Raw genomic sequence first — 12,798 nt, 5'->3', positions numbered from 1 at the left:
ACGTTTTTAGCCCCCCGTCCCGAAGGGGACGGTATGGACCGCAAGGAGTTTCGCGACCTCGCCTCCCCCGCACAAGCGCGGGAGGCAATCGACTCGCTGTCGCTCGAGGGCGGCGTCGAACGGGTGTCGCTCGCCGACGCCCGCGGGCGGGTGCTCACCGCCCGCCTCGACGCAGAACTGGACGTTCCGGGGTTCGATCGGGCGAGCCTCGACGGCTACGCGCTGCGAGCGCGGGACACGTTCGGGGCCGACGAGGCCGACCCCGCGCGCCTCGAGGTGGTCGGCGAGGTACACGCCGGCGAAGAACCCGACGCCGACCTCGAGGAGGGACAGGCCGTCGAAATCTCGACGGGAGCGGTAATGCCCGCGGGTGCGGATGCGATGGTGCCCGTCGAGCGGACCGACACGGAGGGGTCGGACGTACTGGTGCGGACGTCGGTCGCCCCCGGGGACAACGTCATGTTCGCCGGTGCGGACGTGGCCGCAGGCGAGCGCGCGCTGGGGCCCGGAACGAGGATTACGCCCCGCGACATCGGCCTGCTGTCGGCGCTCGGGATTGACGAGGTTCCCGTCCGGGCACGGCCGCGGGTCGGAATCGTCTCCACGGGTGACGAACTCGTCCGCCCCGGCGACGACGTGAACAGCGCCCGCGGCGAGATCTACGACGTCAACAGCTACACGATCGCCGCGGGCGTCGAGGACGCCGGCGGCGAGGCCGTCCTCTACCCCCACGCCGGCGACGACCGCGAGGAGATGGAGCGCGTCCTCCGGGAGGCCGCCCGGGAGTGTGACCTCGTGCTCTCCTCCGGGTCGACCAGCGCCAGCGCGGTCGACGTCATCTACGACGTGATCGAGGAGGGCGGCGAACTCCTGCTTCACGGGGTCGCCGTCAAACCCGGCAAGCCGATGCTGGTCGGTCGCCTCGAGGACTCCGCCTACGTCGGCCTCCCGGGCTACCCCGTCTCCGCGATGATGGTGTTCCGGACCTTCGTCGCGCCGGCGATCCGCGCGGCCGCGGGGCTTCCGGAGCCCGAGGCGGCCACCCTCGAGGGCCGGATGGCCGTCGAGGAGCGGTACGGCGAGGGCCGACTCCGGCTGATGCCGGTCGGTGTCGTGTCCGATGGCGACGGCGAGACGCTCGTCTACCCCGTCGACAAGGGAAGCGGCGCGACGACCAGCCTCGCAGAGGCCGATGGCGTCGTCGAAGTCGACCCCGCGACCGACTACCTCGAGGCCGGCGAGTCCGTAACGATCCGGCTGTTCTCGCCGGACGTCCGGCCGCCGACCCTGCTCGGCGTCGGCGAAGACGATCCGACGCTGAACCGGCTGCTCGACCGCCTCGAGAACCCCCGGTATCTCTCGGTCGGCTCCCGGCCGGCGCTCCGGCGGCTCCGCGAGGGCGTTCCGGACGTGGCCGTCGTCGCCGGTCCGATCGAGCGCGAGAGCGAGGTCGACGCCGACGCGCTCGGCGGCTGGAAGCGCGAGTGGGGGCTGCTCGTGCCGCCCGGCAACCCCGACGACGTCTCGGGGATCGCGGACCTGGTCGACCGCGACCTCCGCTTCGTCAATCGGACGACCGACTCCGGGCTACGCGCGAGCCTCGGGGCGGCCGTCGCCGATCTCGCCGAGGAACGCGACGTCGACAGACACGAGGTCGTCGAAGCGATCGACGGGTTCCAGGTCGCGCTGCGGGCCCACGAGAGCCCGGCCCGGAAAGTCATCGCCGGCGAGGCGGACGCCGGCCTCGGGCTCGCCGAAACCGCGGACAGACTCGACCTCGAGTTCGTCCCCCTCGGCGACCAGCGGGTGCGCGTCCTCGCGAACCCCGACCGCGTCGAGAAAGCGGGCGTACGCGAACTTGAGCGGGCGCTGGAATCGACTCTCGAGTAGGTCCCTCGTCGGACCCGTCGGAATCCCTGACGGTTAACAGGCCGTGAAAAGCGATTTTTGGTCCTCGGCGGTGTACGTGTCGTGATGTCGACGATAGCGGAACTCCGCCTATCGGCCGCGGACACGACGCTCGAGGAGACGTTCGAGCGCGCCCCCGAGGTGACGGTCGAACTCGAGTCGTCGGTCTCGAAGAACCGGCCGTCCCTCTGGGTCACCGACGTCGGTCGCGAGCGGATCGAACGGGCGTTCGACGTCGATCCGTCGGTCCGGTCGTCCGAACTGCTGGTCGAGACCGACCAGCGACTGCTGTTCGACGTCCGGTTCGCCGAGAACGAGGGGCTGAACAGGCTCTACGACGAGTTGCTCGTCGACGGGAGTTCGCTGCTCGAGGCCTGGGGATCGAACGGCTGGTGGCAGATGAAAGTCCGGTTTCCCGACCGGGACGGGCTCTGTGAAGGGTACGACCGCCTCGTCGACCGAGGGATCGACGCCGACCTCCGGCGGGTTAGCGACGTCCCGGAGCAATCGGAGGTCGACAGCCGGCTGACCCCAGAACAGCGGGAAGCCCTCGAGGCTGCGCTCGAGTACGGCTACTTCGAGATTCCGCGCCAGGTGTCGATGGAGGAGCTGGCGAACGAACTCGGCATTTCACACCAGGCACTGTCGGAGCGGTTCCGACGCGCCTACGAAACGCTGGTCAACGACGAACTCGAGTCGGCGAGTCGACCGCCGTAGCTCACGCGAAGTAGGGGTGGTCGAGTTCGTCGAACGAGCGGACGCGGTAGTCTCCGAGCACGCACTGGCCGCGCCGTTCGTGGCCGATCCGCTCGACGTGGATGGCATCCAGTCCGGCGTTCCAGGCCGCGCCGACGTCGCAGGCACCGTCACCCGCCAGCACGCCGCGGTGGCCATTGTGGCCCACGCCGAGGTCGTTCATGACCCGCTGGACGGGCGTCGGGTCCGGCTTCCAGCCCGTCTCCTCGGTACAGCAAAGCCGGGCGTCGAACCAGTCGCGGATGCCGAGTTCGTCCAGGACGGGTTCACAGAGGAACTCCTGGCAGTGCGTGACCAGGCCGACGGGTTCCTCGAGGTCGCCGACGAACTCGGCGTCCTCGTGCAGGAAGGTCTGTTCGGCCCGGACGTAGGGGTCCTCCTCGGCGTGGAACGCCTCCCAGAACTCCCCGGGATCGAGCCCCCACTCGCGGAGCTGGTGGTCCCGGGAGCCGGTGAGCCCGTTCCAGATGATCTCGGCCTCGCGGTCGCTGAAGCGGTATCCGAGCCGGTCACCGACCCGGTCGAACACGTCGCGGGTGTACGACCACTCGACGTCGACCAGCGTGCCGTCGAGGTCGAGCAGCCAGAAATCGTACTCGGAGACCATCGGGACACACAGCTACGGGTTTGCGAAGTTTATGTGTACCGATCGAGGGCACTGCCGTCGATCACGAGCCGTCGGTCACCCGGATGCTCGAGCCGAGATACTTCGAGAGCACTTCCGAGACGTGCTCGGCGTTGAACGTCTCGAGATCGGCCGCGATCTCGCGTTTGAACGCCTCGTAGTAGGCCTCGTCGGTCCGGAGTTCGCTGAAGGCGACGGATTCGACCTCGAAGGGGAGCCCGCCTGCGGCGTCGGTCCCCGCCGGGTCGGCGTCGTCGCCGCCGAGCCACTCGGCCGCGAGCCGTCGCGCGTACTCCTCGTCGGCGACGTCGCCCCGCCAGAGCGTGGTCCGGAAGAACAGCCAGCCGTCGGCCCCCGGTTCGGGCGCATCCCGGTGGACGGTGAGTTCGGTCCGGGCCGACGCCGGATCGATCGAGACCGACGGCGCTTCGCTCTCGAGGCGGACGGTGACGCGGAAGACGTAGCTGGCGTGCATGGGTACAGTGTACTAGATCGGTGCGGGTGTGCGTTTCGCCGGCATCGCCCGGTCGCGACGGGGACTTCCCTCGAGCCCCCTCGAACGGTTCCCGTCGCCGCTCAGGCCTCGCGCTCGGACTCGATCAGTTCGGCCATCTCGACGTCCTGATCGGTAATGCCACCCTCCTCGTGGGAGGTCAGCCGGATCTCGACCTCCTTGTACCGGATGACGATCTCCGGGTGGTGGAACTGCGATTCCGCGATCTCGCCGACCATCTGCGCGAAATTGACCCCGTGAAGGTAGTCGTCGAACTCGTAGGTACGGACGATTTCGTCGCCGTCTCGAGTCCACTCGTCGGGTAGTTGTGCGTCGATCTCGTCGTCTGAGAGTAGGTCGGCCATATCCGTGTCAACGCAAGCCAACCAGATAACGATTATGCCAAGGTCGTCCCGGCCGACAATTAAGTCGAACCGGCAGGAAACAGCCGTCAGAACCGACAACGCGTCGGGGTCGTTCGTATCAATCGTCGTCGGTCACGTGGATGAGGTCCGTGCCCGCGGTCTCGGCCTCGCCCTCCGACTCCATCGCGTTCGCACCCGCGTCGAGCAGGGCCGCGACCTCGACGTCGTCGCCGAAGTGCGGATCGAACAGCTGTAGGGCGGTGTGGATCGTCTCCCAGTCGTCCTCGGCCGCCGCCTCCCGCAGGCTCGTCGTCGGCGGGGCGAGCAGTTGGGACACCAGCGTATCCGCCATCGACTCGACGACTTCGCGCTGGGAGGGAGAGAGGTCGTCGTCGAGCCTGGACAGCGCCTTCTCGAGTTCGCGTTGCTTGATCCGTTCGGCGGACTCGTACATCGCGGCGATGGCCTCGTCGGCCCGCGCCCGCTTGTACTGTTCGAGGAGGAGGTCGAACTCCCGTTCGACGATCCCCTCGACCTCGCGGGCCGCCTCGGCCCGCTGCCGTCTGGTCCGTTCGGTGACCGACTCGAGGTCGTCGAGGTCGTAGACGGCCACCGTCGGGAGGTCGGCCGCGGCGGGCGCGACATCGCGGGGTTGGCCGAGGTCGACGACGACGCGTTCGACGTCGGCCTCCGTCTCCGCCTCCGCCTCCGCCGTCGGTTCCGAATCCGAGAGATGTCCGGGTTCGATCACCGGTTCGTCGCTTCCCGTCGCCGCGACGACGATGTCGGCTTCGGGTGCGGCCGACGGCACCGATTCGAGGGAAAGTGCGCTGGTTTCGGTGTCCTCGTCCCCGTACCCGTCGTCGTCGGCGTCGCCCGCCAGTTTCTCCGCGAGCGCTTCGGCTCGCGCCAGCGTCCGGTTCGCGACCGACAACTGCGCGACGCCGGCGTCGGCGAGGCTCCGCGCGGCGAGCCGTCCCATCTCGCCCGCGCCGACGACCAGCGCGTCCGCACCCTCAAGGTCGCGTTCCTTGGCGGCGAGTCGCGTCGCCGCCGAACCCAGGGAGACGACGCCTTCGTTGATCTCGGTCTCGGTGCGGGCACGCTCCCCGACGTGGATCGCCTTCGTGACGGCGGGGTCGAGCATCGGGCCGATCCCGCCGGCGTCACGAGCGTCCTCGTAGGCGTCACGGACCTGGCCCATAATCTGGTCTTCCCCGAGCACGACCGACTCGAGGCCGGCCGCGACCCGCAGGAGGTGTCGAAGGCTCTCGTCGTGGCCGGTCCTGACGATCGCGGCGTCGTCGACGGGGGCGAAGAACTCCTCGAGTGCGGCCCGTCCGACCGCTGCGTCGGGACCGACGACGTAGGCCTCGACCCGGTTACACGTCGAGAGGACGTACGCTTCGTCGATCTCCGGCAGCGAGCAGAGGTCGGCAACCGCGTCGCGTTGCGCGTCGGGGCTGGCGTCCGCGAGGTCGTCGACGCTACCGCTGTCGTGGGTGACCCGCGCTGCGCTGACGACGCCGGTACCCGTCACTCCCGGTCACCTCCCGTCCCCGTTCCGGTGTCGTCGAGTTGCTCGCCGAGCACGTCCTCGATCACTTGCTGGCGGTTGGAGTCTCCCCTACGTAAAGTTGTCCAAACTTCCGGCGATCTGGTGACGTCGGTAACCACCTCCCGTCGCCGCTCCGGCCCCACCCCCCGCGATCGCAGTTCCGTCCGCAATTCTCCACAGAGCGTCGCCATCTCACCGGCGCCCGCCAGGGTCTCCTCGCGGCGGGGGCGGTCCCGCCGGTGGCGACCGCGACGACGACGGGATCCTCCCTGACCGTCGCCGGAACGACGACGCGCCCGGGATCGCCGTCGCCCGTTCCGGATCGATCGGCTCTGTTCACGAGCGCGCCACGCTCGCGCGCGGCCTCCCCGATCGCGTCGTTGAGCGGCTCGTCGTCGGTCGCCGCGACGACGAGGGCCGGAGTCGTCCGCTCGAGCCAGTCGCCGACGTCGTCGGGATCGGGTGCGGCCCGGATACGGCGGACGGTACCTGAGCGATCGGTACCGCCGTCCCCCCTCTCCAACACCTCGAACGCGTCCGTAAACGCCGGGCTGACGACGATCACCTCCGCTTCGCGAGCGAACCGGCGGGCCTTCCGCGCGCCGACCTGGCCGCCGCCGAAGACGAGCACCGTCGCGTCAGTGAAGTCGTGGCCGAGGGGGATCATGTCGTGTCGGGTCGCGTGTTCGCTTCGACGCGTTCGGTCAGTCGAATCCCCGTCTTCTTCAAGATTCGCGTTGAAAAGAGCGTCTCCCAGTCGTCCTCGCGTACGTCGTCGTACTCGGCGACGGTCTCGCGGACACGCTCGATCCGCCGTCGACACTCCCCTTCGGAGCGACCGTGGACCATCGCGAAGAGGTTGTACGACCAGACGCCCTCGTGGCGCGGCCGCTCGTAGCAGTGGGTGACGAACGGAAGCGACGCGACGGCCGACCCGACCTCGGAGACGAGGTCGTCGGGGACGTCCCAGACCGTCATCCCGTTTACCGTGTACCCGAGCGCGTAGTGATTCGGCACGACGCCCACCCGGCGGATCTTCCCCTCGCGGTCGAACCGTCGGATCGTCTCGCGAACCCAGTCCGGGTCGCGGTCGACGGCGGCGGCGACGTCCGCGTAGGGTGTTTCCGAGAGCGGCAGTCCGTCCTGTACCTCGAGAACGAGGTCGCGTTCCGCAGGCGAGAGGGGGCTCGAGGCGTCCGCGGGCGACGCGCCCGGACTGGGCTCGTCCGCCCCCGGACCGATCTCGAGCGACTCGTCCGACAGCGGCCCGTCGACCGGAAACCGCGCCTCGAGTTCGAACTCCCGTCGCTTGGGCATCGCGTACGTCTCGCGGCCGGTCTCGGCCTCGATCCCGGCCAGCACCTCCGGAACGCGGTCCGCGTCCGCGACCGAGACGACGAACCAGAGGTTGAGTTCCGGGTGATCGCGTTCGTAGTTGTGGGCCACCTCGCGGCGGGCGTTGATCGTCTCCGCGATCTCGTCGACCCTGTCGTCGGGTGCCGACGTCGCGGCCAGGACTGCGGTCCCGCCGATCGCCTCCGCGTCGATCAGCGGCCCGAACCGGGAGAGGACGTCCCGCTCCTCTAAGTAGCGGATCGTCTCGAGTAACTCCCCCGCGGAGACGTCGACACCCCGGTCCCGGAGGGCGGCTGCAGCGGGTTCGAACGGCCGTGGCGCGACCGGGAACCCGCCCTGGAAGGCGTTGACGACCGCCCGCTCGCGCTCGCCGAGGGCGACGTCCGTGTCCATACGCGCCCCTCGGGAGGCGGTACCTAAAAACGGCCCGGCGACTCCAGCGGCGTGGGAGACGGCTGTCCGTCCTCAGTCGCCCTCGACGCCAGTCACGTCGAAGCCCATCTCGCGAACGTCCTCGAGGATCGCCTCGTGGTCCGCGCTGGCCCGGTAGTAGACGACGATGTCGAAGCTCCCCTCGCGCAGCAGCTGCTGACACTCCCAGACGAACTCCTCGTCGTCGAGGGTGAGCCCCTGGTGCTGGTTGGAGGAGAAATCGGGGTCGTCGTTGCCCGAGTAGACGAAACAGTCGGTCGGATCGTAGCCGGAGTGTTCGGCGATGACGTCCCCGACGTCGATCGTCGCCTGCATCATCTTGACGTCGTCCTGCCCGTCATAGTCGGTGTGGACGATCGCGCCGTTGAGATCGATCTCGCCGGGCTCGAGCAGTGCCTTCGTCCGCTGATAGAGGTCGTCGTCGATCGTGTCTGGCATTGTCGATACGAGAACCGCCGCACGGATAGCCGTCACGATTCGATCCAGGGGGTTGTGGGCCGTATGACGGGTGTATTACCGGCCCCGGGAGGCTGCCAGCGATCGTCGACCACGACACGGACACCGCGTACGTACCGCAATGACCCTGTCGACCCGTCTCATTGGCGGAAAGTAACACGCAAAACACATAGTCGTCGGTCCCTTCCTTTCGGCCGATGAAGCGGTGGCTCCGTCAGCGCGCCGACGCGATTTACGAGCGGGTCCTTTCGAGAGAGATCTCCGGTGCACCGACCCACGTCGCGGTGATCCAGGACGGAAACCGCCGGTACGCCCGTCGGCGGGGCGGCGACGCCCCCGAGGGCCACCGTGCGGGGGCACAGACGACCGAGCGCGTCCTCGAGTGGTGCCAGGACGTCGGCGTCGAAGAACTGACGCTGTATGCCTTCTCCACGGAAAACTTCGAACGGCCCGACGAGGAGAACGAAGAGCTGTTCGACCTCCTCTGTGAGAAACTCCGCGAGTTCGCCGACGCCGACCGGGTCCACGAGAACGAGGTCGGGATCCGCGCGATCGGCGAGATCGAGATGCTCCCCGAGCGCGTCCAGGAGGCCGTCGACTACGCCGAACGGCGCACCAGCGACTACGACCGATTCGTGCTCAACATCGCCCTCGCCTACGGCGGCCGCTCCCGGCTGCTCGAGGCCGCCCGCGACGTCGCGACCGAAGTCGATGCGGGCGAGCTCGAGCCCGAAGAGATCGACGTCGAGACGATCGAACGGCGGCTGTACGACCAGCCGGTCCGAGACGTCGACCTGATCATCCGGACCGGCGGCGACGAGCGAACCTCGAACTTCCTGCCGTGGCACGCGAACGGCAACGAGGCGGCCGTCTTCTTCTGTACCCCCTACTGGCCCGAGTTCTCGAAGGCTGACTTCCTCCGGGGGATCCGCACCTACGAGCACCGGGAAGAGTCCTGGCGGCGCACGCGGGCGCGTCGGGCGCTCGCCCTGCTGGGCGCGCTGAGCGACACGGAACTCCCCGAGGCCCGCTCGGTCGTCGACCGGTTCCGGGACTCGCTGCCGACCGGCGAACGGCCCGCCGAGGACGAGTTCCCGGTCGGCGAGGACGGCGACCTCGAGGGCGAACCGATCGCCGACTGACGGATTGACGGCGCAGTGGCCGGCCGCGCTCGAGAAGCCCGGACTATTATATCAGCAGGGAGGAATTATCGACCATGCGTAACCCCGCCCTCCAGGCCGCGGTCGTCCTCCTGCTCGGTCTCGCCGCCGTCGTAATTCTCGGACCGGTTCCTGCCGTTGCCAGTCCTGCCGGGACTGCAACCGCCGATACGACCGAGGCAAACGCGTCGGCGTCCGTCACGTTCTATCGCGCAGCGGACGTCGACGGCGAGGACCTGCAAAGCGCCGACGACATCGAACGTGAAATAGCGGACGGATCGATCGAAAACGCGACCGTGATGCTCGAGCGCGAGACGCTGGTCGTGGCGATCGACGACGAGCGGTTGGCGTCCCACCACGAACCGGCCAACGACTCCGACGGTTCGGACGCGGGGACGTCGTCTACCGAGCGGTTTTTCGACTCGCTCGAGGAGGAGAGCGAGGGCGGCCTTCGCCTCTTCCAGACGAACTTCACTCCGGAAACGCTCCCGACCGAGAGACGGCTCGGACCCGAAAACACCACAGCGTATCGAAACGCGAGCGTGACCTACCTCGTCGTCGATCCCGCGATCCCGGCTGCCGCCGATGGGTCCGTCTCGTACCGAGACAGGTACGGGATCGCGCTCGGGTCGACGCACAGGCCGTACCCGATGGACGAGGCCGTGGAATTTTACGGGTCGAAAGCCGACGTGCTCCATCTCTCGAGCGGCGACCCGCTCCCGACCGAAGAACTGCGACGGGAGGTCGAAATCAACGTCCCCGGCGACGGGGACGACGAACCCGAGATCCGCCTCGAGCTCGACGGCGAGAACGGAACGGAGACCCGCACCGTTCCCGTGACGTCGGTCCCTTGGTCCGACCACCACGGGTTCTCGGCGGACCTCGACGACGTCGAACCCGGATCCGAGTACGAACTCGAGTTACACTACGATGGTGACGTCGTCGACTCTTATGCCGGGGTCGTACGGGAGCCGTGGGCGTCCGTCGAGGTAGACGAGGTAACCGAAACGACCGTCGACGGCGAACCGGCCCGCGAGTTGACCCTCGAGGTCGGGACCTCCCACGGCGGAGCGATCCTGGTGACCGGTCCGGATCGGGAGCAACTGTACTACAGCGCGGGCCTCGAGCCGAAACCAGACCGTTCGACCGAAACGTTGCGGATTCCCGGTGAAAACGGCCGACCGGCCCTGCCGGTCGACGAGGAGATCCACGTCCACCTCGAGCGCGAACACGCTGCGGTCGAGTCGACCTACCCGATCGGATCGCCGGCCGCCGTAGTTCCCGCAGCCGAGAATAGCGACGGGAAAGCGGACGGGACGAACGACGGTACCGAGAATCGGTCGCCGACGGAACCAGGGGCCGGCGAAACGGCGGAGGAACCGGCCGACGACGTTCCGGGATTCGGCATCGTCGCAGTCGCCGCGGCGACAGCAACCGTCGTGCTGTCGTTGGTCGGTCGTCGGCTCCTGGAGTGAAAAACGGGCTGTCGGCCGCGAGGAGATCGGACGGTTCGCCCGACCGATCATTAGGCCCCGAGCGACTCGAGCGCGGCGAACGGAGGCCGCTCCCCCGTACTGCTCGCGAGCGTATTGGTGGCCGTGGGCTCGCGCGGGCGACGGCGGGAACCGTCACGAGCGCCGGGTGCGGGCGAACGACCCCCGTCGAAGCCGCACGAATCCGGACGAAATCTAGAACGAATGTGGGCCGAGACCGGTGGGAGTTGGACCGGTTCTTGAAAAATCTACTTTCCCGGTGTTCCCGTCCGCTCAGTCGGTATGTTCGAGACCGATACGACGCGGCGACGGCTCCGACAGAGCGTCAGTGGTACGACGGATATCACACTGGCAGGCTGTCTGGGACGCGACGGTAACGGCTCCGACGGCGTTCCGACTTCGCCGATCTACGTCTCGTTCGACGTGAACCCAGACGAGGACGGCGGCGGGCCACAGCCCGGGTTCATGACCGAGGAGATGAGCGAACAGACCCACAACGTCGCCGCCTCGCTCCCGGAGGACGAGGGGTACTCGCCGCTGTGGACGGTCAGCGTCTACGATAACGAGGAGTTCGGGGACGTTTCTGACCTCGAGTCGGCGACCGATGTGACCGTCCTCGAGACCGACACCGCGACCGTCAACTGCCCCGTGGTCTCCGGGGGAATGAGGTGACCCGATGACGACCGCTCCATCCCGCGAGGAGGTCGTCTTCGCGGCCCTCGCCGGCCTGACCGGCGTCGCCGGCTCCTACGCGGTGACGGGCTACTCCCGCGAGTTCCTGGTCGCCCCGATCGACGACGCCGTCGTCAGGGCCACGCCGGGCCCGATCGTCGCCTGGATGATACAGAACGTCGGCGAACGGGCGCATCTCCTCCACATCGCGCTTTCGTTCGCCATCGCGGTCGGGCTGCTGGCCGGCGTCGCAGTCCTGGGACTCCGCGTCGCTCGGCGACTGGACCGACCGGCGGTCGGCGTCGGCCTGGCCGGCGTCGCCGCGTGGGGGCTGACGGCCTCGATCACGGCCGAGCCGCTGCTCGCGCTCGGTGTCGGGGTGCCCGTGCTGGCGTTTACCGCCCTCGGTGCGACGCCCGTCGCCGCTCCCGAACACGACCCGTCGCGGCGGCGCGCACTCGTTTCGGGCGTGAGCGCGCTGGCCTTCCTCGCCACGGCTTTCGGTTTCCGTCGACTGACTGCCGACGACGACACCGCCGGCGGCGAACCCCTCGAGGAGATCGAGGGGGGAAGCGTGAGCGAAACGACGGACGACGGGGACGAGGACACCACGATGATGGAGCAAGCCGAGGCGAACGCCCTCGACATCGAGGGCGACGTCCCGGGGCTCGTGAGTACGTTCGACGAGTTCTACAACGTCGACATCGCGGAGTTCGATCCGGAACTCTCGCCCGACGACTGGTCGATGACCGTCACCGGGGAGGTCGGCGACGACACCACGATCACGTTCGACGAGTTGACGCAGATGCCGACCGAGCGCCGGTTCGTGACCCTCCGGTGCGTCGGCGAGGACCTGAACGGCGAAAAGCTAGACACCGCCGTCTGGACCGGAACGCCGATCGAGCCGCTCCTCGAGGAGGCCGACCCCGAAGGCGAGTGCGGGTGTGCGATGCTCCACGCGGCGGACGATTACTTCGTCCAGTTCCCGATCGAAGCCCTCGAGGACGGCTTCCTCGCGTGGGGAATGAACGGGCGGTCGCTCCCCCAGTCCCACGGCTACCCGGTTCGCGTGCTGATCCCGGGTCACTGGGGAGAGACGAACGTCAAGTGGCTCCAGGAGATCGAACTGCTGAACGAGGAGATGGACGGCTACTGGGAGCAGCGTGGCTGGCACGGCACCGGCCCGGTGAACACGGTCGCCAAACTCTGGAGCGACACCGTGCTGGACGACGGGACGATCGAGGTGGCTGGCCACGCCTACGCGGGGACCCGCGGCATCGAACGCGTCGAGGTGTCGACGGACGGCGGCGACAGCTGGGAGGACGCCGAGCTCTCGGAACCGCTTCCGGGCGACGACGTGTGGCGGCAGTGGCGCTACGTGTTCGACCCGGACGGGAGCCACGAGGTCGTGGTACGGGCGACCGACGGCGAGGGGGAGCTCCAACCCGAGGAGCGATCGGAGGCGTTCCCCAGCGGCGCAACGGGGTGGGTCAGCAGGACGGTAAACGGATGACCGCCGGACTC

Annotated in this window: 12 protein-coding genes and 1 pseudogene; 6 read left to right on the top strand and 7 right to left on the bottom strand. The window is 68.4% G+C overall.

Annotation, left to right across the window (positions count from 1 at the left end; all coding sequences use genetic code 11):
* The first annotated feature begins 33 nt into the window (after positions 1 to 33).
* Complete coding sequence (locus CHINAEXTREME_RS08165) at positions 34 to 1,890, top strand: molybdopterin biosynthesis protein (protein ID WP_007140040.1); 1,857 nt, start codon at positions 34 to 36, stop codon at positions 1,888 to 1,890.
* Positions 1,891 to 1,974: 84 nt separating this feature from the next.
* A complete protein-coding gene (locus tag CHINAEXTREME_RS08160) occupies positions 1,975 to 2,625 on the top strand; it encodes a helix-turn-helix domain-containing protein (RefSeq protein ID WP_007140041.1) in 651 nt (216 codons plus the stop codon).
* Position 2,626: 1 nt separating this feature from the next.
* Here the strand turns inward: CHINAEXTREME_RS08160 and CHINAEXTREME_RS08155 are convergent, their stop codons facing one another.
* The 7 genes and pseudogenes from CHINAEXTREME_RS08155 to CHINAEXTREME_RS08125 all read right to left on the bottom strand — a co-directional run bounded on the left by CHINAEXTREME_RS08155 (position 2,627) and on the right by CHINAEXTREME_RS08125 (position 7,931).
* Positions 2,627 to 3,271: an HAD family hydrolase gene (locus CHINAEXTREME_RS08155; RefSeq protein WP_007140042.1), complete on the bottom strand. Its 645-nt coding sequence runs from the start codon at positions 3,269 to 3,271 to the stop codon at positions 2,627 to 2,629.
* Between the two features lie 61 nt (positions 3,272 to 3,332).
* Positions 3,333 to 3,764, bottom strand: a complete 432-nt coding sequence (gene lwrS, locus CHINAEXTREME_RS08150) for an LWR-salt protein (protein WP_007140043.1) — start codon at positions 3,762 to 3,764, stop codon at positions 3,333 to 3,335.
* Between the two features lie 101 nt (positions 3,765 to 3,865).
* A complete protein-coding gene (locus CHINAEXTREME_RS08145) occupies positions 3,866 to 4,147 on the bottom strand; it encodes a 4a-hydroxytetrahydrobiopterin dehydratase (RefSeq protein WP_007140044.1) in 282 nt (93 codons plus the stop codon).
* A gap of 118 nt (positions 4,148 to 4,265) precedes the next feature.
* Entirely contained in the window at positions 4,266 to 5,687 is a 1,422-nt protein-coding gene (gene hemA, locus CHINAEXTREME_RS08140; RefSeq protein WP_007140045.1) for a glutamyl-tRNA reductase, read from the bottom strand.
* Positions 5,684 to 6,372: pseudogene (locus CHINAEXTREME_RS08135) on the bottom strand (precorrin-2 dehydrogenase/sirohydrochlorin ferrochelatase family protein). The gene hemA and the pseudogene CHINAEXTREME_RS08135 overlap by 4 nt, the downstream one beginning before the upstream one ends.
* Positions 6,369 to 7,454 carry a siroheme decarboxylase subunit beta gene (ahbB, locus tag CHINAEXTREME_RS08130; protein WP_007140047.1) on the bottom strand — a complete coding sequence of 362 codons (1,086 nt, stop codon included), beginning with the start codon at positions 7,452 to 7,454 and terminating at the stop codon, positions 6,369 to 6,371. The pseudogene CHINAEXTREME_RS08135 and the gene ahbB overlap by 4 nt, the downstream one beginning before the upstream one ends.
* 72 nt (positions 7,455 to 7,526) lie before the next feature.
* The gene (locus CHINAEXTREME_RS08125; RefSeq protein WP_007140048.1) at positions 7,527 to 7,931 is read right to left on the bottom strand and encodes a DUF5778 family protein; all 405 of its coding nucleotides are present in this window, start codon (positions 7,929 to 7,931) and stop codon (positions 7,527 to 7,529) included.
* A gap of 215 nt (positions 7,932 to 8,146) precedes the next feature.
* On the opposite strand from CHINAEXTREME_RS08125, the gene uppS reads away from it, so the two are divergent.
* From uppS to CHINAEXTREME_RS08105, 4 genes are all read left to right on the top strand, one after another.
* Complete coding sequence (uppS, locus tag CHINAEXTREME_RS08120; RefSeq protein WP_007140049.1) at positions 8,147 to 9,091, top strand: polyprenyl diphosphate synthase; 945 nt, start codon at positions 8,147 to 8,149, stop codon at positions 9,089 to 9,091.
* A gap of 74 nt (positions 9,092 to 9,165) precedes the next feature.
* Positions 9,166 to 10,584, top strand: coding sequence for a hypothetical protein (locus CHINAEXTREME_RS08115; protein WP_007140050.1), 1,419 nt, complete (start codon positions 9,166 to 9,168; stop codon positions 10,582 to 10,584).
* A gap of 300 nt (positions 10,585 to 10,884) precedes the next feature.
* Complete coding sequence (locus CHINAEXTREME_RS08110) at positions 10,885 to 11,274, top strand: hypothetical protein (protein ID WP_007140051.1); 390 nt, start codon at positions 10,885 to 10,887, stop codon at positions 11,272 to 11,274.
* Between the two features lie 4 nt (positions 11,275 to 11,278).
* A complete protein-coding gene (locus CHINAEXTREME_RS08105) occupies positions 11,279 to 12,787 on the top strand; it encodes a molybdopterin-dependent oxidoreductase (protein ID WP_007140052.1) in 1,509 nt (502 codons plus the stop codon).
* The last annotated feature ends 11 nt before the right edge of the window (positions 12,788 to 12,798 follow it).

Source organism: Halobiforma lacisalsi AJ5 (assembly GCF_000226975.2).
Classification (GTDB): Archaea; Halobacteriota; Halobacteria; order Halobacteriales; family Natrialbaceae; genus Natronobacterium; species Natronobacterium lacisalsi.
This window is presented reverse-complemented; position numbering and strand designations above follow the sequence as displayed.